We start from the raw sequence: 22,282 nt of genomic DNA on the forward strand, positions 1-22,282 counted from the left end.
GTTCTACCAACTCATCCCTAAATTCTGAAACACAAAGCTCCACACATCGCTGGCTTCTTCAATCAACTTTGTAGTTGGCTTGCCTGCGCCATGGCCCGCTTTCGTTTCTATTCTGATTAAAACCGGATTTTCGCCTGTGTATTTATCCTGTAAGGTTGCTGCAAATTTAAATGAATGCGCAGGTACTACGCGATCATCGTGATCTGCTGTTGTTATTAATGTTGCCGGATAATTAACCCCGCTTTTTAGGTTATGGAGCGGCGAATATTTAATCAGGTAATCAAAATCTTCCTTTTTGTCGCTGCTTCCGTACTCCACCGCCCAGCCCCAGCCAACTGTAAATTTATGGTAGCGCAGCATATCTAAAACACCAACAGCTGGTAAAGCCACTTTAAACAGATCAGGTCTTTGGGTCATACAGGCACCTACCAACAGTCCGCCATTAGAACCACCAGATATGGCAATTTTGGTGGGATTGGTGTACTTCTCTTTAACCAGGTATTCGGCTGCGGCAATAAAATCGTCGAAAACGTTCTGTTTTTTTGCTAACATACCGCCTTTATGCCAGGCCTCGCCATACTCACTTCCACCACGTAAACTTGGCTGTACGTAAATCCCGCCACGCTCTAAAAACAACATTCTAGATAGGCTGAACCCAGGTGTTAAACTAACCTGAAAACCACCGTAGGCATACAGATAAACAGGATTGTTACCATCCAGTTTGATGCCTTTTTTGTGTACGATAAACATCGGTACTTTTGTGCCATCTTTTGATGGGTAAAACACCTGTTTGGTTTCGTAGTTATCGGTATTAAATTGGAGGTCTGATTTTTTATATACTATTGATTCGCTTCTATTAATGTCGTAACGGTAAATCGTACCGGGAGTGGTAAAATTAGAAAAGGTGTAAAAGAATTCTTTGTCTTCTTTGTATCCACCAAAACCCCCAATGGTTCCAATGGCTGGCAGTTTTACATCGCCAATTTTCTTTCCGCTTAAATCAAACTGAACAATATTGGTGCTTGCATCTTTTAAGTAGGATGCCCAAAGAAATCCGCCACCAGTTCCAATACCTTCTAAAGCCAATTTCGATTCAGGAATAATTTTCTGCCAGTTTTTAGGATCTGCATTTTTTGGATCAACCAAAACCACTTGTTTATTTTCGGCACCCAGATCAGTGTTTACCAATAGTTTGTCGCCAACGTTATCAATAACGCTGTGGTTGTTTTCAAAACCCTTAACCAACAAGGCGATTTTACTGTTTGGTGCGTTCAGATCTTGATAGTACAATGCATTGCCCGAAGTGCCGGCGCTGGCGTAAACCACCAGAAAGCGTTCATCTTCGGTAACATTGGCACCGAAATATAGATTTGGATTGGTTTTGTCTTCAAAAATTAACTGATCATTTCGCTGCTGATCGCCCAATTTGTGGAAATACACTTTTTGGTATTTGTTGGCTGCAGAAAGATCAGTTCCTTTAATAGGTTCATCAAATTTACTATAATAAAAACCATCGCCTTTCCAGGCTGCGCCAGAGAATTTGGTCCATTTCAGTTCATCGGCCAATTTGGTTTTGCTGGCTATTTCCATTACGTAAATATTGCTCCAGTCTGATCCTGCTTGCGCAACCGAATAGGCCAGGTATTTTTTGTCGTGAGAGAAGCCCAAAAGCGAAACGGCTGCCGTTCCGTCTTTTGTAAGTTTATTTGGATCGAGAAAAACTTCTTCTTTGCCATCTAACCCTTTTTTCATAAACCAGATGCTTTGGTTTTGAAGCCCGTCATTTTTGGTGAAGAAATAATATTCGCCAACCTTAAATGGTGCGCTTTCTTTAGGGTAGTTCCATAGTGCTGTTAAACGCTTTTTAATGTCAGCACGGTAAGGGATCTGCTCGAGATAGTTTTCTGTTACCTTATTCTCGGCTATAACCCAGGCTTTTGTCTCTGCTGAGGTATCATTCTCTAGCCATCTGTAAGGATCTGAAATGGTTGTTCCGAAATAATTATCTTTTGTGCTGTCTTTTTTTGTTTCAGGGTATTTCATCAATGTTATTTTTTCTGCAGGTTTTTTGCCTTGGTTGCAGGCAAACAGACTTAATGCAAATAAGCTCAATACAATTTGTTTTTTCATCTTTAATAAGATTTGTTTACTAATATATGTCTTTTTTTCCTTTGGGTTGATTGCACAGATTTTAGAGGTTTTTCCTTTGGGTTGATTGCACAGATTAAGGTGTTTTAAGCTTTAGTCTTTTAGCTTTCGGGGTTTTCACCATTGAGAAATTAAGGAAATTAAGTTTTTTGCCACGGAAACACAGATTTACACGGAGTTTGGCTCCTTGTTTAGTCTCTGGTCTTTTTACTTTAGTCTTTAAGCTTTTCGCCTGCGGGGTTTTCACCATTGAGAAATTAAGGAAATTAAGTTTTTTGCCACGGAAACACAGATTTACACGGAGTTTGGCTCCTTGTTTAGTCTCTGGTCTTTTTACTTTAGTCTTTAAGCTTTTCGCCTGCGGGGTTTTCATCATTGAGAAATTAAGGAAATTAAGTTTTTTGCCACGGAGACATAGATTTACACAGAGTTTGGCTCCTTATTTTAGTCTCCGGTCTTTCTACTTTAGTCTTTCAGCTTTTTTCCTTACGGGATGATTACGCAGATTTTGAGATTGCACAGATTATAGTCTTTCAGCTTTTTGCCTTACCTTTGAATTTGTACATGGTTAAGAATATTTACTTCGCTTCTGATTTTCATTTAGGCACTCCAAATTATGCTGAAAGCCGTGCCCGTGAAACGCGTATTGTAAGCTGGTTAAACTTTATAGAACCGAATTGCAGTGAGCTATTTTTAATGGGCGATATTTTCGATTTTTGGTTCGAGTATTCGAAGGTGATTCCGAAAGGATTTATACGTTTACAGGGGAAATTGGCTGCCATGGCCGATACGGGTATAAAAATCTATTTTTTTAAAGGTAACCATGATATGTGGGTGCGCGATTATTTCACGCAGGAAATTGGCATGGAAATCATCAGCGATGAACTGATCATTGAAAGAGGTGGTAAAAAATTCTACCTGCATCACGGCGATGGCTTAGGGCCGGGCGATAACAAATATAAATTCTTAAGAAAGATTTTTAGAAGCAAGTTTTGCCAATGGTTATTTGCCCGTTTGCATCCAAATCTGGGTATCGGTATTGCAAATGGTTGGAGCCAGGGTAGTAGGGCTGCACAAACCGAAAAAGAAGTTTTTTTAGGCGAAGATAAAGAATGGCTGGCCATTTATGCCAAGGAACAGTTGCAGAAAGCACATTTCGATTATTTTATTTTCGGGCACAGGCACTTGCCGCTCGATATAGAATTGGGTAATGGAAGCCGGTATGTTAATATTGGCGAATGGCTCAACTATAATACTTATGGGGTATTCGATGGTATGGATTTGAAGTTGGAATACTATAACCCAAAGCCGTAATATTTTTGTTTTTTGGGAAGCAGTGTCTATAGCTTTTTTTAATATTCGTCGGGAGCTGCCACTACATCCGATGGCTATCGGACTCCGTTTAGATACATCAGTTTCTGCTGCTATTTGGGTTTGCATAGGGCCTATAATGCACCGTTCTTTGCTCCTAAACCCGATAAAACGGAAAGCCCACAGCGTAGCGAGGACTTGAAGTGATAGCGGGGCTATCGGCCGCTACTGGCTCAGAACCTTTCATTTTCAAATTGACCTATAATGATTTCAATTTATGCCTAAGCGATTAACCAGTTCAAACGGTTAAGCAATTAACCCCTCCATCCAAACAAACTAATTCAGCTTTTTTCCTTATTTTTGCATTTCCTGAATTTTTGGGTCTATAGGATCGTCAGGAAATTTCAACAAGAATAAATATGTTAGATAAATTAGAAGCTATAAAGCTGCGTTGGGAAGATGTGGAAGAATCGTTGAGCAATCCGGATGTAATTCAGGATATGAAACGTTTTGCGGCTTTAAATAAAGAATATAAAGACTTAGGCAAGATTGTAGATGAATATAAAATCTACAAAAATGTGATGAGTAATATTGATGCCAACAAAGAAATTTTAGCTACTGAGAAAGATGCTGAAATGCGTGAGATGGCAAAAGAAGAACTCGATCTTTTGTTAAAACAACAGGAAGAAATGGAAAGCAATATCCGTTTGATGTTGATTCCTAAAGATCCTGAAGATGCTAAGAATGCGGTATTCGAGATCCGTGGTGGTACTGGTGGCGATGAGGCGGCTTTATTTGCCGGCGATTTATACCGCATGTATACCCGTTATTTCGAAACTAAGGGCTGGAAAGTGGAAACGGTTGATGTAACGGAAGGTACAGCGGGCGGTTATAAAGAGGTGATCTTAAAAGTGAGTGGCGATGATGTATATGGTCAGTTAAAGTACGAAAGTGGCGTACACCGTGTGCAACGTGTGCCTGATACTGAAACACAGGGCCGCGTGCATACTTCAGCTGCATCTGTAGCTGTTTTGCCTGAAGCAGAAGAAATCGATCTTTACATTAACCCTGCAGATATCGAACTGCAAACTTCGCGCTCAGGTGGTGCAGGTGGACAGAACGTAAATAAGGTAGAAACTAAAGTGCAGTTAACGCACAAGCCATCGGGTATTGTGGTGGTTTGCCAGCAAGAACGTTCGCAATTGGGTAACCGTGTTATTGCGATGGAGATGTTGCGTAGCAAACTTTACGATATCGAATTGCAGAAAAAGAATGGTGATATTGCCGCTAAACGTAAAACAATGGTATCAACCGGCGATCGTTCAGCCAAGATCAGGACTTACAATTATCCACAAGGTCGTGTTACCGAACACCGTATTGGATTAACGATGTACAACTTGCCAAGCATTATGGATGGCGATATTCAGGAGATTATTGATGCACTTCAGTTCGCAGAAAATGCAGAAAAGATGCAGGAAGGTGCTGTAGGATAAGGGGTTAAGTATTTTTTAAAAAAAAGTTTGCGAATTAAGATATAGTCTCTATATTTGCAACCTCGAAAGAGACAAGAGGTTCGAACTTTAAAGAAGAACAAAAGGAGTGGTAGTTCAGCTGGTTAGAATGCCTGCCTGTCACGCAGGAGGTCGCGGGTTCGAGTCCCGTCCATTCCGCCAAAAGCATTTTAAAAATGTTCAAAAGCCTTTAAATCATATGATTTAGAGGCTTTTTGGTTTTTAAGCCCTTCCAAAGCAAACCGAATTATTCATTATCTAAGCGCGTCATTTATGACGTCTTTATTTTGAAAAAAAGACGCGCTGAAATCTTTATAATAATCTGATTAGCAACATGTTCTGTTATTGAACATCTTGTTTTAAAGACGCTGCATTTCGACATTTGTTTTACCCTTTAATGTTGATGCGATACAAGACCGCGCACGATCATACAGCAGCTTTTATACAGTGGAAATAATTTCGGCAATAGTAGACAGGGGATTCCGTTCCAAACTGTACACCCGAAGAAGCTGCCTTGAGCACAAAAACAACCACTGATCAGGTTGGCTTTAAATAATGGGGAATTAATAGTTTTGTCCATAATAACATTTTAATGGTTCTTGGGGATGAGAAAATAAATGGTGCAGGAGACCATTACATTTTATCTGGTAATATATTAGAGTATTATCAGTCTCCATTTTACGAGATGCCCCAGTACTTACAAGACACATCAACATTAAATTATCTTAACATGCCATGTTGGTTTCATTTTAGAAGGAGAATACAGAGGGTGAATAACTTAATAGCGCAGGAATTTACTTTAGAAAATTATGTCTGTAGTGGCAATGAAATATTATATTTAGATGATGATCTGATTGAGATTTTCGAGAAGAGTATACGTCCTTTATTAGTCAAATCAGAGAGCAAGTATTGTAATGTTGTCTTTCATGATTAATAGCTCTAACTTTTTAGCGAAAAAAATAATTTTAGGCGTACAACCTTAGTTAAAGTTTAAGTACAACTGGAATCAAAAATTTTTGCGTATAGCTTGGGAAGTATTACCTTATGAATAGTTGTTAGTTTTAAGTAGTTGATTCATTTAAATCTCTTTTTTGATTTCAATCTGCCTATGGATAACCAGAAGCTAGATAGCTTTGATGCTGTTGGATAAGATGAATTATTGTTGATTTGAATTTCCGATAAGTTTGTCAATAATTTTGGTGAAGTCATTGTCATCATGGACCGATGGCTCGCCGCTTGTATTTATTGGATAACCGTCTTGGATGTATCTCAGTATTCCAAAACTGTCAACAAACAAATTTTTAGGAAGTGCTTTAATTTTAAGCTCTTTTTCATAGATTTTGCCATCTGTTAGTACCTGAAAATTAAAATCTTTATTCTTTAAAAATTCAAGTAAGTGATCGTTGTCGGTGTTATTCTCGGTGATGGCTATAAAATTCATTTTGCCCTCATACTTCTTTTTAAGTCTGCTTAGCTGGGGCATTTCTTCAATGCATGGCCCGCAATAAGTTGCCCAAAAGTTAATGAGTATGGGTTTGCCTAAAAATTTTGCAGATGATATTTCGTTACCTAGCATGTCCTTTAGTTTGAAGGCAGGAAGCCTTTGATTTAGTAATAAGAATGTAGAATCTTGTCTGTATATAAACTTAAGATCTTGAGAATCCCTAACTGTCGATTTTTTTGATACGGAAAAATTGACATAATTAATCACAGTATCATTTTTTATAACTTTATTATAAATGACAGCGGTCAGTTCATGAGTAGGGGGTAAGGCTTTTTTTGATGCATTGAATTGAAGTTTTAGTTTAGTCCCCTCTATAAGAGAGCCATTGTTAAAAGTATATAAATTATGTTGGCAATAGCTTTTAACTGATAAAAATACCAAAACTGTAATCATCACTGTTTTCATTGTGCTATGAGATATTTAAAATTCAAGTTAATTAATTTACATGATGATTAGAGACTATTGTTTTTATTAAATTGCACCACCAAATTTTAAATTATACTCGCGTCATTTGTAGTAGTGTGAAATGGCAGATAATCTGGTTTGAATATACCATTGCATAACAAGAAATTTAGGTGAATTCCTGGTCAAATGATTAACACAACTTGTATTAATGAGTGATAATACTTACTTTTAGTACAGTCAAACAGGTGCAAAAAATGGTGAGCATATAGTGATCAGGTTTCTTTAGCGTAATTTATAGTGCTTATTTTCAAAGATATAAGAGGTCGGTTCGAGTCCCGTCCATTCCGCAACAAAAGCCTTAACTTGAAAAAGTTGAGGCTTTTTTGTTTAATAATAATCTTTTTGATCAAAATATTTAGAATGAGGTTCAGCGTGTTACATAATTATTGATTAAAAAGTCGATTACTATAGTGATAAACTGAATATAGTGTCTATATTTGCACTCCCGCAAGGGGAAAGAGGTTCGAACTTTAAAGCGGACAAAAGGAGTGGTAGTTCAGCTGGTTAGAATGCCTGCCTGTCACGCAGGAGGTCGCGGGTTCGAGTCCCGTCCATTCCGCTCTAACACAAAAACAACCATTTAAATACTTGATATTCAGATGGTTGTTTTTTTAAAAAATCGTGAGCTTATCACTTTCTATTCAAAAGATCATTTTGTAATTTTCTTAAAATCAACTACTTACAGAGGGGTAGGGTTTCGAGTCCCGTTCATTATTTAAATTTACTTTGATAAGTCTTTTTTATTTTGTTCCTCAACCTGCCTAAAGGTTATATCCACTATTATCCGGGCAATCAACTCGATTAGTTGCTGTTCTTCACCAGTGAGGGAAGATTCCCGGCTTTCCGCCTTATTCTTCCTTTTAGCCCTGTGTTTTTTCACTGACGTTTTATAAAATTATTCTGGACACTCTTGAATATTTAAAAACGTATGAGCAAAGCCATCCGCTACACCTGAATAAGTTATTCCGGATATTGTGAACATACACGCAATCATTCCTAAACGATGCTGCTGGAGATGTCGAAGTCCACTACAAAAAATCCACCAGACAATTCAATGTGATTGTTGAATTCAACATGCATTGAAAAGGAAGTTGCTAGTTGCCTCCATAGAAGAACATAATTATATTATTTTATAATCGAAGTGCGTATTTCACTAAAACTGTACAGTCTGTTTCGGGCCAAACTGTACGCGAATTTGATTGCCGGGCGACTGCCTAAATTGTCCCTTTCCCTCTGAACAAAAACAGACCTCGACTTCAAATTTCCTTCCCCCCCGGAAATACTTCCGTTCATTAAACTTAAGATCTGCAGCCAGCGCTTTTCAAAGGATCAGCAGAGCATGATCTCCTGGATCAAGCTCAATATCACCTCAAAAGCAGCCCTGAAACGTTTAAACACCATTTGACAGAGCACAGATCACCTCAAGCAGTATATAATAGGCTGAGCTCTTTATTTGGCCCGAACTTAAAAAATTAAAAGGATTTGTTGAGCGAAGAAATCCTGACCTAACGATCAGTGCGTACAGCTTGGCCCGAAACAGCCTGTCAGTTTGGTGCGAAACGGCGTGTCAGCTTAAATGCGAAACGCGCGTACACTTTTGCCGAAATACCCAATCAGACATCGATAGCCGATTTACAGACCAAAGGTTTCCTGAGTAGTGCCAACAGTATCATGCAATTGGCTCAGAAAACTACTCCTTATCAGTTATACCCGGAAATGGAACGGGGCATGATGCTCACCGAACACAGGCGTTGTTTTGATGAAATTATTGAATATTGTAACCGCCTTGCATATCATGGTTTTTTGGAACCTAAAAAAGGATCGGCGAAGGGGATTCCATTTGCTGCCATGCAGTTTCAGCCAGTCGATGGAATATCTACTGTAAGGGGAGGCTCAAGCAGGGCAAATCCGGACGAAGCATTTGCCATTGCTCAGTGGATACTGGCCAACCAGCAGCAATTACTGGATCATTATCAACGTGGAGAAAAGGCATCGGCTGCAAACGAAAAAAGACCAGAAAAAAAGCTTAGCATAGCAGATATTATAGGTGTTATTACCCCCTTTACTGGACAGAAATATGAACTGACCCTGGCTTTGCGCCGAGTTGGTATAAATCTTTCGGGACTCACTATTGGTACCGTACATGTTCTGCAGGGAGCGGAACGTCCCGTGATTCTATTCTCTGCTACTTATGGCACAAATGATATGGGAAAAAGCTATTTTTATGATCGTGGAGTCAATATGCTAAATGTTGCTGTGTCGAGAGCCAAAGATGCTTTTATCTTATTCGGATGTAAAGAAATATTATCGCAAAACGCTAAAACGCCATCGGGACAATTATATCGTTATATTAATGGACTGTAGCGGAGATTTTCGTAGTAGCTATAAATCCCCCTCTTTATTAATCAAACCAGGGCGCTAGAAACTACTCAATTATATCAACAGAAAGGGGAAAAATTGAATGCCATTTCATTTAAATATGTTCGAAGCTGATAACTCTCTCAGCAAAATCCTACATTAATTAAATAATAAAAGAGTTCGACAACAACCCGCTCACTATTTTTCCGAGTCGCAAATTAGATTTTTGGTCCTCGCTTTTTTACTTTTTTGATGGGGTCGGTTGGCTTTCGGTCTGAATCGACAAGCTGAAATATATTACCATTTGGCTCATTATCAGTTATTTGATATTTTTCAAAATCGTTTAATAACAATAAAAGAGGAGCGAGGGGTTCGATTGTAGCCCCGTTCAGCCCGCGAAAATAGTTTTAAATTCAACTAAAAGCCTGTAAATTAAATGTTTACAGGCTTTTTCGTTTGCTGAAAACACCAAAGCATTCATTTTTTCAGTCCCAATATCATTCCAATGCTATAATACCCGTTTCTTCTTTTTAATGAGGTACCCAAAATAATTTGGTGAATAAGTACTATGCAAACTTAATAAACAAGACAACAGCCTGACCCTATTCAGCTCAAAAACCGTAAAACTGGTAAATAAAACAGTATTCTGTATAAGCCCATTGCAAGCTTTAGTGACGAACTTTGTGGTGCTATTGGTAGAAATGTGATCTGGAACTAAAAACAACCTTGAATTAGTACAATACAATAAACTTCATTGCAATGAAAACAATTTTCAGGATAACGGTATTAGCTTTTATAATAGTAAGTTCCTTTTCTATAATAGCCTGCAATAACAATAAAAAGCAAGAAAAAATGACAACAGAAAACACCACGGCTCTTTTCCCTAAAGGAGAAAAATTAACCAATGGATATTTTACGGGAGATGCTTATCTGCAAACACTTCTGTCAAAAGATAAGAACAACGATTTTGTATTGGGTAGTGTAACTTTTGAACCAGGGGCAAGAACCAACTGGCATACGCATCCTAAAGGGCAGGTGCTGATTGTAACCGAAGGCGAGGGCCTTTACCAGGAAAAAGGAAAAACAGCCCAGGTTATTAAAAAAGGTGATGTCATCAACATACCAGAAAATGTGCAACACTGGCACGGAGCTACTACCAGAACAAAAATGGTACACATTGCCATTACCAATTATGAAGGCGAAAACAACGCAGTTTGGTTAAACCCTGTAACTGATGAGGAGTTCAACGCAGCCAATAAAAATTAAACAATCAAAATGATGGGCAAAAGCAAATTTATAAAGGGGATACTATTTTTCGTGCTCACCATAAGTATGATCAAAATGAATGCACAACAGAACAAAACAGCTAATATGGATTTGTCTGCGCAACAGCAAAGCTTGGTAAAAATTTCGGCACTTACTGCAACGGGAAACCTGCAACTGCTAAACGTGGAATTGAATAAAGGGTTGGATTCGGGACTTACTATTAACGAAATTAAAGAAGCGCTCGTTCAGCTTTATGCGTATTGTGGCTTTCCAAGAAGCCTTAATGCCATTAACGTTTTTATGACTGTAGTAAAGGAGAGAGAAGAAAAAGGAATCAATGATAAAGTAGGGAAAACAATTGTTGTAGCAAATAACCCTAAAAATAAATATGAACAGGGCAGAAAAGTGTTGGAAGAACTGACCAAGACGCCGCAATCAAAACCTGCCCCTGGCTTCGGGGAATTTGCACCACGTATTGATGCTTTTTTAAAAGAACATTTATTTGCCGACATTTTTGTTAGTGACGTGTTGAGCTATAAGCAAAGAGAATTGGTAACAATTGCAGCTCTGGCCTCAATACCAGGTGTAGATGGCCAACTGCAGGCTCATATCAACATAGGAAAGAATACAGGCATAACCGAAAATCAATTGGAACAATTAGCAATGCTGGTTGAAACAAACGTTAATAAAACACAGGGAAATACCATCAGGAAAATAATCGGAAAACCATTGGTTCCTGTAATTGAGAAGGATATGATGGTGCGTATTTCTGAAATCGAAATTTTACCCGAATACCTCGAAGATTATAAATCCATTTTGCGGCAGGAGGCCGCGGCTTCTGTAAAGATCGAGCCTGGTGTAATTGCCATTTTCCCTATGTTTCAACAGAAAATCCCCACTGAAGTTAGGATCATAGAAATATACGCCAGTAAAGCAGCATATCAGTCTCATTTGCAAACACCACACTTCCAGCACTACAAAACAACTACCCTAAAAATGGTAAAAACATTAAAACTGGTAGATATGAACAGCCTGGATAATGAAACAATGCTGGAGGTTTTTAGTAAACTAAATTAAGATATATCAGGGATGAAAAGGGATCAGGTTTTTGAAAACATTAGGGCTAATTATCAACGAATCCATGTCATCAATGGGATACAATTGTGATAAGTTGCAGCCTGGCAAGAAATTATGCGTATTTCCCGGCTTCAATCAATTCATTGAATTCCGGTACTCATTGGGCGAATACCCAACCTGTTGTTTAAAGAAACGGGTAAAATGTGAGGGATATTTAAAGCCAAGCATATAAGCAACCTCACTTACCGATTTACTGAGATCAAGTATCTGTTCTTTCGCCGCATCAATCAGTTTTAAGTGTATATACTCTAGCGCAGATTTTCCTGTTTCTTTTTTTACAAGGTCTCCGAAATATTTGGGAGACAGGTTGAGTTGTGCTGCACAATACGAAACAGAAGGCAATCCCTGCGTTTGCAGCTTTTCCGACTGGAAGTAATCGTTCAGTAATCCCTCAAATCCAGTTAATACATCCTTATGGATATGTTCTCTGGTGAGAAACTGCCGGTCGTAAAACCGAACAGAATAATTCAGAAACATTTCAATGTTGCTAACGATCAACGTCCTGCTGTGCTTATCAATGGCATGAGCCAATTCATACCGGATCTTATTAAAACACTCCAGCACTATTTCTCTTTCTGCATCAGATACGTGAAGTGCTTCATTAACATCATAAGAGAAAAAGCTGTATTCGTTGATGCATTTGCCAAGATGGGTTCCACGGATCAGATCGGGATGAAAGAATAATCCCCAGCCGGTCGGCTGTATCATGTTTTCGCTTTCCTCAAAACCAAATACCTGTCCGGGCGCAATAAAAAGAAGCGTTCCTTCTTCGTAATCATAGTGATTGCGACCATATTTCATCTCCCCGCACTTCTCGTCTTTTAAAAAGATCATGTACACATCCGAAATATAACGTGTCTCTTTTACGGGCTTCGATAGCGACTGATCAAGAACACTGACCAAAGGATGCAGGGTTTTCTGCCCCCGCTCGTTATTGATCTGAGCCACACTTTCAATTCTAAGGGGATTTCCCATGACTTCGGTTATTTTAAAGTGAAAATAGCTTAAGTATTTCAATTATCCCTGCAGAAGCGCTAATGAACAGAAAATTTGGTAAGAGAAACAGGAATATGTATAATGATTTAATGCAAAAGTATAAAGAACTTCGCCTCTTAGCATGATCAATGAAGTATTTTACAAATCTTAATTAAAATGAACGGCGATATACTTTATACTCAGATCTGCGCTTATGTTCAAATATCCAGAGATGAGTTTGAACTCTTTTTTAACCTTTTTAAACCGGTTTATTTAAAAAAGGGTGAGTTCCATTACATAGCTGGTAAAGTTCCTAAATATTGGTCGTTCACTTTAAAAGGCTGCTTGCGCGAATATTGGCTGGATAGCCAGGGTGATGAGAAAATTTCCCGATTTTATGAGGAAAATACATGGGTTGGCCAGGTTGAAAGTATGATTAATTCAGGGCATCGGCTTTACGTATAGTAGCCACGACGCAGTCCCCTTTTGCCAGTAACTTCTCGGTGAGTACCGGCCGTTCCGCCCAGCAGCATCTGCAGGATAAGGTTATAGAAGCCGCAAAGGAAAAGGTATCTGGAACAGTATTATCCCTCAGCGAAATTGCGTTTTTAATCGGGTTTGAGCACTCGCAGTCATTCAGCAGGCTTTTTAAATTAAAAACCAACTTTACGCCATCAGAATATCGAGCTACGTTGAAATGATCATGTAGCAGCAATATAATTGGCACTAATGTGTAGCCTCAGATCCGATTATGCTTTAGAAATAGCCACAAACAAAAACGGCAGTAGCCCACGCCACTGCCATTCCCATTAATTCTGTTCCGCTTACAATAATTCACCCATCCCAAATACCGCCAATCCCTTGGCAAATTGTTCGGCTACGGCCTGGTTGGCGGCTTCAATATACTGGCCCGTTATGGGGTCAACTACAGTGCGTAATGGCCGGGTGCCTTTCGGGGCACCGATTAATTTTACAATGGCATTGGCAACATCCTGCGGGTTAGGATTATTGGCTTGCATCTCCCCGCCCAATGCGGCTACCATTTTGTTAGGTATACTGGCAATCGCACCATACCCCTCAAATACTGTCTGATCAGATGCGGGGTTGTTCTTTTGCTGCATTTCGGTAGGAAAGGCGCCTGGCTCCACAATAGCCACATCAATACCTAAGCGTTTTACCTCGTAATGCAGGCCCTCGCTTATGCCTTCCAGCGCAAATTTGGAGGCCGCATAAATGGTAGCGAACGGGAACGATACCCGCCCGAAGCCGCTGGTCACATTGATGATCAGCCCGTCGGCCTGCTTGCGCATAGCGGGCAGTACCTCTTTGATCAGTCGCCAGGGTGCATAAACGTTGATGTCGAAAGTAGTGTGCACATCTGCCATGGTAAAGCTCTCGGCCACCCCGGTCATGGCGTAACCGGCGTTGTTCACCAGCACATCAATAATGCCCTCTTTGGCCAAAACAGTTTCAACGGCCTGTTTCACGCTTTCATCGTCGGTCAGGGTAACCTCCAAAACGGTCACATTATCTACGGCTGCGAGCGCTTGGGCTTTATCGGCGTTACGGCCCTGTGTATCACGCATGGTGGCGTACACCTGATGTCCTAAGGCAGCCACGCTGTGGGCGGCCAGCCAGCCAAAACCACTGTTTGTTCCGGTTATCAATACGATTTTTTTGCTCATCTTTTTTATTTTTTAAATGAATAAGCAAATGTTGAAAATCGCTACAGAAAAACATTTACCATTTGGTAAAAAGCATCATTAACGGATATTACGGCGTATCCGGCTGAGCGATTGCTGGGTGATGCCCAAGTACGAGGCCACGTATGATAGCGGGATGCGGTTGATCAGTTTGGGGAACGCTTCAATAAATGACAGGTAACGCGTGGTGGCATCTTCCGAAACCAGCGGACTGCGCCGCTCCATGGCCAGGGTAAGGCACTTTTTTACCATATTGGCCTTCATCATTTCCCAGCCCACAATGGTGTTGGATATTTCGTCCCAGTCTTTTTTGTTAAATACCAGTACCTTGCAGTCGGTAACGGCCTGAACATATTCAGAAGCCGCAATCTGTGATTCAAATTTTTCATTATCGACTACAAAATTACCTTCTTCTACAAAATAATTGGTGACCTCTTCGCCCTTGTTATTATAATAACAAAAGCGGAATACGCCTTCCAGCACAAACGCCACGTACCGGGGCACCTTCCCGGCTTCCGAGAGGTAATCATCTTTTTTAAATTCGAGCATTTCAACCTTGCTCAGTAAAAAGTCGATCTGCTGTTTATTCAGGTCACCAAATTGCAGGATAAGATTTATCATCGCTTCCATCACGTAAAGATAGTATACATCGTAAAGCAGACATTTACCATATGGTAAAAAATGAGGCGAGCCGGACAACTCCAGTAAGTTGTCAGAGCAGGTTTTCCTGCAACGCCTGATAAACAGTTCTCACCGACGCCTGAAAGCCTAAGCTGCGCGCCTGTGAGACATCGGCATGCAGATACCAGGGGTTGATCAGTGGTTCTGCGGATGAAGCCAACGTTTCGCCAACGAGCTGCAATAATTCGTATAATGTTGTTGGTGCCTCATCTGCGATATTGACCACCCGTCCGTCCATGATCCCTTGCAAAGCCATCATGATAGCCGTATATATATCGCGATGGTGGATGGTACTCATCCGCATAGCCGGATGAAATTTAGCAGCAACCACATGTTTTGGCAAATCTTCCAGGTGACCGTCACCATCCCCATAAACAAATGGGAAGCGAAGAACAGACCAATTCAATCCGCTTTCACGTAACTTCTTTTCCGCAGCCACTTTGCTGGCCGGATAGGCATGTTGCGGGTTAAGCACATCGTCCTCCCGACCGGGGTGCGGATTGTTCATGTCGTAAACGTGGCTAGTACTTGCAAAAATGAAGCGGGCATCAGGGGAGTTGCGTTTTACGGCATCAATGAGGTTTTGCGTGCCCTCCAGGTTACTTTTCCAGATCAGGTCCGTATCAGGTGACCGAAACACGGCTGCCAGGTGAATGATGGCTTTTGTATTTTTTACTGCTTTATCCAGCGTTGCGGGATCAAACAAGTCCCCATCTATAGCCGTTACTCCGGCCGCAACTTCTTTTCCTCGTACCAGTGCGAAACAATCATATCCTGCTTCAACAAGGCGGGGCAAAAGCCTTGAACCTACTAAGCCGGTAGCACCGGTTACCAATATTTTACCAAATTGTCTGTCCATAATTAAATTATTTTAGACAAAGGTGGGGGTAATGTAGTAGTCAGGTACGGACAAAAACCGCTTTTATAAGGACAAATCCTGGTAAAAGCCGGCTATCGTTTTACCGGTTACTTTTTTGAACAAACGCGAAAAATACCCTGGGTCGTTGAAGCCGAGCTCAAATGCCAGTTCCTTTATTGATGTATTTTGGTCATGATATATTCTACGCTTTGCCTCGATGATCAAACGGTCTGTGATGAATTCCTTTGGCGAAACGCCGGAGTGCTGTTTTACAATCCTATACAAACCATCTGTGCTTAAGGCCAGCTTTTCTGCGATCTCCGTTATGGCCGGTTGATCAGTAAGATGATCTTCTACAAATAGTTTAAACCCTAAAAACTTATCAAGATTTCCTGCCGTATGCTTTTTATGCATTACAAAATAAGCAGCGTTTATTTCTGTAAGCAGGCTGTTCAGGTAAGCCAGGATCAGTTCCGGATTGGTATCGGTAGTAAGCAGCAGGTTATTTAAGGTTTTAAATGTAGTACAAAGTCTAAATGAAGCATCGGGCGGAAAGCTTATTTTCTGCTGGTTCAGGGGATTGAGCAGGAATGGGAACTTTCCCGGCAATCGCGAAAGGCACTCGTTGTCGAACCCCAGTTTATAATAATTTGCGCTATGACGGGTTGTAGCCAGTTGCCTAAGCTGGTGGGGTAATGCAAAAAAAAGTTCATGTTTGCCAACTTCGATAGTTTCCCCATCGATAACCTCCTGACTATTCCCGTGTAGCACGAAAAGAAGGAAATAATAAGGCAACCGTTGGGCAGGACCGTAGTGTGCAGCAGACTCGGGCGATACATGCCCGAACTCCGGAGAAACGATACGTATAGAGAGCCCTTTGTTTTGACTTAGATTTTTAGGAAAAGTGTTAATAGGCATAACTACTAGCGATTATCATGAAGCAAAGTTACCAATTAGCTTCTATTATCTATTTTAAGCGAGGATGGAGCTGACCCAAACGCTTTGTTAATGGTGTTTTGATCAAATTGCCATGTATCTACCGAACGATGATGTTCGCTTGCATACCGTCTTTTTTGAAGGTTGCATTGAGCATTTAGTTGAAGGCCTGCCGGAAATCCAAAGGGCTTTGTTTCGTCTTGCTCTTAAACAGTTTATTGAACGACTGTGGATGCTCAAAACCAAGTTGGTAAGCAATCTCGCTCACGGACATCCGCGTTGTAGATAATTTTTCTTTGGCCTTCTCGATCAGCTTCTCATGGATAATCTGTTGCATCGTCTGGCCGGTCAGTTGTTTCAACAAACTGCTTAAATACTTAGTGGAGATGTTCAGGGCATCGGCAAAGTATTGTACGGTTGGCAATCCTTCAGAAAGCAGCGCTTCATTGTTCAAGTACGTCGTTAAGAGCCCTTCCACCTGGTTTAAGACCTGATGGTTGGTGATCTTTCGGGTGATGAACTGACGCTGGTAAAAACGTTCCGCATAATTGAGCAGGGTTTCCAGGTGTGAGATAATAATGTCCTGGCTGAACTTATCCATATTGGCATAATATTCAGTTTTAATATTCTTGACCAGGTCATTGATCACTATTTCTTCCTTATCCGAGAGAAATAGCGCTTCACTGGTCGCATAGCTGAAGTATTCATATCGCCTGATCTTGGTAGCAAGCGTTGTATTCCAGAGAAAGTCTGGGTGTACGAAAAGCATCCAGCCATCCAGGTCGGGAGGTACACCATTGTCTTCGCCACGCAGGATCTGCCCGGGAGACATAAAAGCCATCAGCCCTTCATCAAAGTCGTATTTCTGTTGCCCGTAATGTAAACCATCACAGCCTCTTTTCATGGAAATCACATACAGGTCGAAAACGACCGCATCTATACCAGTGTCATTTCTCAGGCCTTTCAGGTCAACGATGCTGATCAGCGGGTGATGGGGTTTAGGAAGGCCCATCAAACGGTGTATTTCCGTTATGGAACTGATCCGGTAAAGTTTACTGCTAGCCATGTTGCATTTATTTAATTTTAAACGGGTACTTCAGCCATATCATCACTAGTGGCATCACTAAAAACGGGATCTCAATCAACGCAATGCGGTAATTTCCTGCCCGCAGTGCCAGCCCCATGATCATAACGACCAGGAACGCATTTAGCATATTGCCCAGGAAAAAGGTGTTAGGGATGAGCAAAAGTACGCCGACCGCTATGGCTACAGCTGCCAGATATGGAGTAAACGTTTCGCTAATCCCTAAACTTTCCATCATCTTTACAGATCCCGGATTGTTGTGGTAATATACGGAATCCCAGGCATGTTTGAAGCTGAGCGTTACCGAAATGAGCAGCAGTGCTGCGGAAACAATGTTTTTTATCATGTTTAGTTAAGGACAAAAGTGTTCATGATGCAAGCTCCGAGTATAGCGATCGGCACGCCGACTATTGCGCTTTTTAAAGCCCTTTTGGCCTTATTTGGATATGCCTTCCTGTGCCTGAAATAAAGGAAGAGCCCTACAGGGGGAAGGGCATTGGATACTACGAACCAAAACCTCGACAGTTGATCTTTATTATCTTTCATGAGAATTGATTTTATGATTAACTACTGAACTCTTTTCCATTTAAATGATTTTCCCACCAATGGTATACCTTTGTAGCCCCGGGTTTCAAGGTCATTGGGACCTGTCAGTTTCCCTTTCAGGCTATAGGTATTTCCATCCTGTACGCTATACAACTTACCGTCCACGTATTCGCCGTCCTTGTAGATAAGATCGGTGATATGGGTAAGGCCCTGCAAAGACCTGCTCCGGAGTTTTTCATTAGGATTTTTAGCATCCTTCTTAGCCGTTTTTCCATCTGCTTCGAACATCTCTTTCGACCACAAGAGTTTGGCGGAATACTTGTTGCCTGCTTTGAATACTTCGATATTGTAATCGTCACATTTCCAGATTCCTATGATCTGATCTGCAGGTAATTTCTGAGCGAAAGACGCTAGTGATAACAGCAGCGTAAATACTGCTAAAATTGATTTTTTCATATCTGATTGTTTATTGTTGATTATTTAATTTTTTAAATTTCTCGAATTCTTTGTGCCCTAACTTCATCAATTGGTTAGGTATCAGTCTGCTTAAAAATTTGATTACACTTACCAGGAATGGCCTGATCTCAGGCGTGTCATTCAGAAGGCCCTTGATGGCTACACTGACCAGTTTATCCACATCCATCATTTGGCTCGGATTCGGTGGCAGCACCCAATCATGCTGAAGATTGGTATTCACACCCGGAGGTACCAGTTCGAACACCTTCACACTGGTTTTATTCAATTGCAGGCGCAGGGCCTGGGTATAAGCATGAACGCCTGCTTTTGAAGCACTATAAACCGGAGCTGTGGAGTAAGGTATAAAAGCAATGGCAGAGGAAACGTTTACAATGGCCGCCGAACGCTTTTTGATCAGGTGCGGCAAAAACTGATGAACCATACGGATCGTTCCCGTAAGATTAATATCAATTTCACGGGTCATGTTTTCCAGGTCCTTGCTGGCGTCCTGAACGTCAAGTAAGCGCATTTCACCTGCATTGTTGACGATCATATTCAGATCTGGGAATTGTTGTGTCACCTCTTCATAGAGGCGCTCAATATCGTGCGGATCACTTACATCGCTCTGAAAGATGTGTATTTTGGGGAAGCGCCATTTGGTATCATTTAAGGCTTCCTGTTTACGACCTGTAACGATAATGGTTGACCCCTGCTGGGTAAGTTGTTTAACAAGTTCAAGCCCTATACCGCTGGTTCCTCCAGTAATCAGGATGGTGCTGTTCTTTAAATCCATGTTTTTCTCATTATTGTTGATGCAAAGTTCAGCCAATGGAAACTATGAGATGTATCCAAAAGTCGCGAGATTGTAGTAAAAAGGAATATTACTAGTTTTATGACAGGTAATTTATCTCCAGCTTCACTTAAAGATTGTAAACACTCAGTCCGCAGAAGCATAAAAATAACCAGTTAAAAATTTGATTTTTAGATGGTTGTAATTTTTAAATTGTAGGCTTTTTTGCGGTCAGAAAAATAGATGTTCCGTATTCTGCTAAAAATCAATTATTGTGCTTTCTGTCTGGTTTCGAACCCCGTCTACTATCTTTCAGAGAAATTTTGCTCAACTTTTTACTCTATTAATTTCATACTTTAATACCTTAATTGAAATTTATTAAATGGTTTAATAAAACGGACTCTGGAAATAGTCCGTTTCATTGAACTTTGTTTTTTTTGGATATTATGATTTAAAAACCATACATACCACCCGATACAGAAAGTTGCTCTCCTGTGATCCAGGCTGCATCATCAGATGCTAGAAACACTGCAGCTTTCGCAATATCTGCAGGCTGTCCTCTGCGTCCAAGTGGTGTTTTTTCGATAAACATCTTCTCATACTCACTACCTGCAGTAACACCCGCACTGGCTGCACCCTCTGTTTCCGTTGCGCCCGGCAAAATAGAATTGATGCGAACGTTTTTTGCACCCAGTTCTTTCGATAAAGCAATGGTGAAGGCATCTAATGCAGCCTTGGTTGATGAGTATAAGGAGGCATTCGGAAGTGGGTATTTACTTGCTCCAGAACTGATATTGATGATGTTCCCGCCCTTTTCGCCGAAAAGTTTAAGTGCTGCCTGTATTGTCAAGATTGGCCCTAAAACGTTGACATTGAAACTTTGGTGGAAATCTTCTGCAGAAATGAGTTCGATCGGAGCATATCCTTGAGACACTGCGTTATTTACCAAAATGTCTAGTGTTCCGAAAGCACTCTCCGCTTCTTTAAACAACCTGGTCACATCGGCTTCTTTCGATACATCGGCCTGGATCGCAATGGCTGTACCACCATTATCGGTTATGATTTTAACCACTTTGTCAGCCCCTTCTTTGCTGGAAGCATAATTTACAACAACTTTTGCGCCTGCTGCCGCAAAATGTTTGGCAATAGCTGCACCTATTCCTTTTGAAGCTCCGGTAACTACCGCTACCTTGTTTTCTAATTTACTCATGATTTCTATTTTTAATTACATTTAGGTCCTTCAGTTTTTTCGTTCTGAAATACATGCAAAGATCCTGCATCGTTACGAACTGCATGCTGACATGAATCATTAAATACACACGATAAATGTCAGTTCAAAGTGATGAGTTAAATCAAAAAAATACAGTAACTATTTAAAAATAGCCACCTATTGTAAAATCTAAAATGCAAGATGCTAGAAGACCAAATGAGCATAAATCCCACGGTAAAACACTTTTTTCATCTGGGGAGAAAATAAAAAAGCTGGCATAAACCAAATTCGGGTAGCCGGTATAAGTAATATTGCCTTTGCAAATCCGGACTTTGGTCAACAGTATGTTTTTATGTTAGGGGAAAGAAAATCCCAGCGATTCGTTTAACAGGCCCATTTGTAGTGATAGTGAAACCTGAAATAGCCAAGGGATCATTTTAAAATGTTTTTCTTTATTCGGCTCAAAGTTTCAGAAGATAGACCTAGATAAGAAGCAATCATATTTTGTGGAAACCGCTGTAGAAAATGAGGATAATTGCTGACCAATTCTTCATAGCGCTCTTCAGCTGAATAGTTAATAGCCTGCATTCTTTTTTGGGCAGCAATGGTGTTGTTTTGACTGATCACGTTTGACATCGCTGAAAAGGCAGGGATATGCTTCAGAAATTCTTCAATTTCCGCATTGGTTGTTTGCAGGACCTCTAGTTCCTCCAGCGCTTCAATGTTAAACCGGCTAGGCGTTAATCGATAAAAGCTTTCGAAATCTGTCAGCCACCAATTTTCAACAGACAATTTCAGTATATATTCATGTCCTTTTTCATCAACCGTAAAAGTCTTGGCAGATCCTTTTACAATGTACCCGATATATTTGCACACGTCTCCTTCCTGTAAAAAGTATTGTCGTTTTCGAAGTTTTCTGGGTTTGAAGTGTGCCGTCAACAAATGCTTATCATCTTCCGATAGCTGTTTGCCTGATATTTTTTGAATGTAATCGAAAAACGCTTCAAAATAGGACATTGTAAGGAAATAATTATTAGTTATGTGCAATATACTTAAGTCGGCTAAAAGACCAAAATTATTTAGGCATTGCCTCAGGATACTTCAATGCTAGGTGTCACATTCTATTTTTGGGTAATTTGAATGAAGTACGAAGGTCCCTGCTTCGAGCACTTTTGAATTAGCCTGTCATTTTATAAATAATAGGTGTCCGATAATATCCCGTACACTATTTATTCAGATATGAAACTACAATTTTGGCCCTCCACTTTTTTTCTTTTTTATCAGATGTTTTTGTAATCCTTTTTCGAAGTCTGTATGCTTTGTTTTTTCAATTGAATCATTA

21 protein-coding genes and 2 tRNA genes are annotated in these 22,282 nt (G+C 40.4%); 9 read left to right on the forward strand and 14 right to left on the reverse strand.

Annotated elements, in window-relative coordinates:
- Positions 1-3: 3 nt before the first annotated feature.
- The gene (locus ASU31_RS15825) at positions 4-2,130 is read right to left on the reverse strand and encodes a prolyl oligopeptidase family serine peptidase (RefSeq protein WP_057933251.1); all 2,127 of its coding nucleotides are present in this window, start codon (positions 2,128-2,130) and stop codon (positions 4-6) included.
- 94 nt (positions 2,131-2,224) lie between these two features.
- Positions 2,225-2,524 carry a hypothetical protein gene (locus ASU31_RS15830; protein WP_157258043.1) on the reverse strand — a complete coding sequence of 100 codons (300 nt, stop codon included), beginning with the start codon at positions 2,522-2,524 and terminating at the stop codon, positions 2,225-2,227.
- Between the two features lie 188 nt (positions 2,525-2,712).
- On the opposite strand from ASU31_RS15830, the gene ASU31_RS15835 reads away from it, so the two are divergent.
- From ASU31_RS15835 to ASU31_RS15845, 3 genes are all read left to right on the forward strand, one after another.
- The gene (locus ASU31_RS15835) at positions 2,713-3,462 is read left to right on the forward strand and encodes a UDP-2,3-diacylglucosamine diphosphatase (RefSeq protein ID WP_057933253.1); all 750 of its coding nucleotides are present in this window, start codon (positions 2,713-2,715) and stop codon (positions 3,460-3,462) included.
- A 416-nt stretch (positions 3,463-3,878) separates the two neighbouring features.
- The gene (gene prfA, locus ASU31_RS15840) at positions 3,879-4,952 is read left to right on the forward strand and encodes a peptide chain release factor 1 (protein ID WP_057933254.1); all 1,074 of its coding nucleotides are present in this window, start codon (positions 3,879-3,881) and stop codon (positions 4,950-4,952) included.
- A gap of 103 nt (positions 4,953-5,055) precedes the next feature.
- A tRNA-Asp gene (locus ASU31_RS15845) sits at positions 5,056-5,132 on the forward strand.
- 994 nt (positions 5,133-6,126) lie between these two features.
- On the opposite strand, the gene ASU31_RS15855 is transcribed toward ASU31_RS15845, so the two are convergent.
- Positions 6,127-6,879, reverse strand: coding sequence for a TlpA family protein disulfide reductase (locus ASU31_RS15855; protein ID WP_057933256.1), 753 nt, complete (start codon positions 6,877-6,879; stop codon positions 6,127-6,129).
- A 545-nt stretch (positions 6,880-7,424) separates the two neighbouring features.
- Between ASU31_RS15855 and ASU31_RS15860 the strand changes: the two genes are divergently transcribed.
- The 4 genes from ASU31_RS15860 to ASU31_RS27730 all read left to right on the forward strand — a co-directional run bounded on the left by ASU31_RS15860 (position 7,425) and on the right by ASU31_RS27730 (position 11,640).
- Positions 7,425-7,498: transfer RNA gene (locus ASU31_RS15860), tRNA-Asp, on the forward strand.
- A 956-nt stretch (positions 7,499-8,454) separates the two neighbouring features.
- Complete coding sequence (locus tag ASU31_RS15865; protein WP_057933257.1) at positions 8,455-9,303, forward strand: DEAD/DEAH box helicase; 849 nt, start codon at positions 8,455-8,457, stop codon at positions 9,301-9,303.
- Between the two features lie 753 nt (positions 9,304-10,056).
- Complete coding sequence (locus tag ASU31_RS15870; RefSeq protein ID WP_209435007.1) at positions 10,057-10,563, forward strand: (R)-mandelonitrile lyase; 507 nt, start codon at positions 10,057-10,059, stop codon at positions 10,561-10,563.
- Positions 10,564-10,572: 9 nt separating this feature from the next.
- Positions 10,573-11,640: a carboxymuconolactone decarboxylase family protein gene (locus ASU31_RS27730; RefSeq protein ID WP_209435008.1), complete on the forward strand. Its 1,068-nt coding sequence runs from the start codon at positions 10,573-10,575 to the stop codon at positions 11,638-11,640.
- 135 nt (positions 11,641-11,775) lie between these two features.
- On the opposite strand, the gene ASU31_RS15880 is transcribed toward ASU31_RS27730, so the two are convergent.
- Positions 11,776-12,675 (reverse strand): helix-turn-helix domain-containing protein, encoded by a 900-nt coding sequence (locus ASU31_RS15880; RefSeq protein WP_057933259.1) that lies wholly within the window; start codon positions 12,673-12,675, stop codon positions 11,776-11,778.
- 177 nt (positions 12,676-12,852) lie between these two features.
- On the opposite strand from ASU31_RS15880, the gene ASU31_RS15885 reads away from it, so the two are divergent.
- Complete coding sequence (locus ASU31_RS15885; protein ID WP_057933260.1) at positions 12,853-13,140, forward strand: cyclic nucleotide-binding domain-containing protein; 288 nt, start codon at positions 12,853-12,855, stop codon at positions 13,138-13,140.
- A complete protein-coding gene (locus tag ASU31_RS15890) occupies positions 13,137-13,376 on the forward strand; it encodes a helix-turn-helix domain-containing protein (protein ID WP_083505391.1) in 240 nt (79 codons plus the stop codon). The genes ASU31_RS15885 and ASU31_RS15890 overlap by 4 nt, the downstream gene beginning before the upstream one ends.
- 123 nt (positions 13,377-13,499) lie before the next feature.
- Here ASU31_RS15890 and ASU31_RS15895 read toward each other — a convergent pair whose 3' ends face one another.
- From ASU31_RS15895 to ASU31_RS15945, 10 genes are all read right to left on the reverse strand, one after another.
- The gene (locus tag ASU31_RS15895) at positions 13,500-14,360 is read right to left on the reverse strand and encodes an SDR family oxidoreductase (RefSeq protein WP_057933262.1); all 861 of its coding nucleotides are present in this window, start codon (positions 14,358-14,360) and stop codon (positions 13,500-13,502) included.
- A 78-nt stretch (positions 14,361-14,438) separates the two neighbouring features.
- Positions 14,439-15,008, reverse strand: a complete 570-nt coding sequence (locus ASU31_RS15900; RefSeq protein WP_057933263.1) for a Crp/Fnr family transcriptional regulator — start codon at positions 15,006-15,008, stop codon at positions 14,439-14,441.
- Positions 15,009-15,090: 82 nt separating this feature from the next.
- A complete protein-coding gene (locus tag ASU31_RS15905) occupies positions 15,091-15,918 on the reverse strand; it encodes an NAD-dependent epimerase/dehydratase family protein (RefSeq protein WP_057933264.1) in 828 nt (275 codons plus the stop codon).
- A 63-nt stretch (positions 15,919-15,981) separates the two neighbouring features.
- Positions 15,982-16,836 (reverse strand): AraC family transcriptional regulator, encoded by an 855-nt coding sequence (locus ASU31_RS15910; RefSeq protein WP_057933265.1) that lies wholly within the window; start codon positions 16,834-16,836, stop codon positions 15,982-15,984.
- Between the two features lie 175 nt (positions 16,837-17,011).
- Positions 17,012-17,920, reverse strand: coding sequence for a helix-turn-helix domain-containing protein (locus ASU31_RS15915; protein ID WP_057933266.1), 909 nt, complete (start codon positions 17,918-17,920; stop codon positions 17,012-17,014).
- A gap of 7 nt (positions 17,921-17,927) precedes the next feature.
- Entirely contained in the window at positions 17,928-18,284 is a 357-nt protein-coding gene (locus tag ASU31_RS15920) for a hypothetical protein (RefSeq protein ID WP_057933267.1), read from the reverse strand.
- A gap of 221 nt (positions 18,285-18,505) precedes the next feature.
- Positions 18,506-18,940: a DUF2147 domain-containing protein gene (locus ASU31_RS15930; protein ID WP_057933269.1), complete on the reverse strand. Its 435-nt coding sequence runs from the start codon at positions 18,938-18,940 to the stop codon at positions 18,506-18,508.
- 10 nt (positions 18,941-18,950) lie between these two features.
- Positions 18,951-19,733, reverse strand: a complete 783-nt coding sequence (locus tag ASU31_RS15935) for an SDR family oxidoreductase (RefSeq protein ID WP_057933270.1) — start codon at positions 19,731-19,733, stop codon at positions 18,951-18,953.
- 448 nt (positions 19,734-20,181) lie between these two features.
- The gene (locus ASU31_RS15940; protein WP_057933271.1) at positions 20,182-20,940 is read right to left on the reverse strand and encodes an SDR family NAD(P)-dependent oxidoreductase; all 759 of its coding nucleotides are present in this window, start codon (positions 20,938-20,940) and stop codon (positions 20,182-20,184) included.
- Positions 20,941-21,372: 432 nt separating this feature from the next.
- The gene (locus ASU31_RS15945) at positions 21,373-21,957 is read right to left on the reverse strand and encodes a Crp/Fnr family transcriptional regulator (protein ID WP_057933272.1); all 585 of its coding nucleotides are present in this window, start codon (positions 21,955-21,957) and stop codon (positions 21,373-21,375) included.
- Between the last annotated feature and the right edge of the window lie 325 nt (positions 21,958-22,282).

The organism is Pedobacter ginsenosidimutans (assembly GCF_001442625.1).
GTDB lineage: Bacteria > Bacteroidota > Bacteroidia > Sphingobacteriales > Sphingobacteriaceae > Pedobacter > Pedobacter ginsenosidimutans.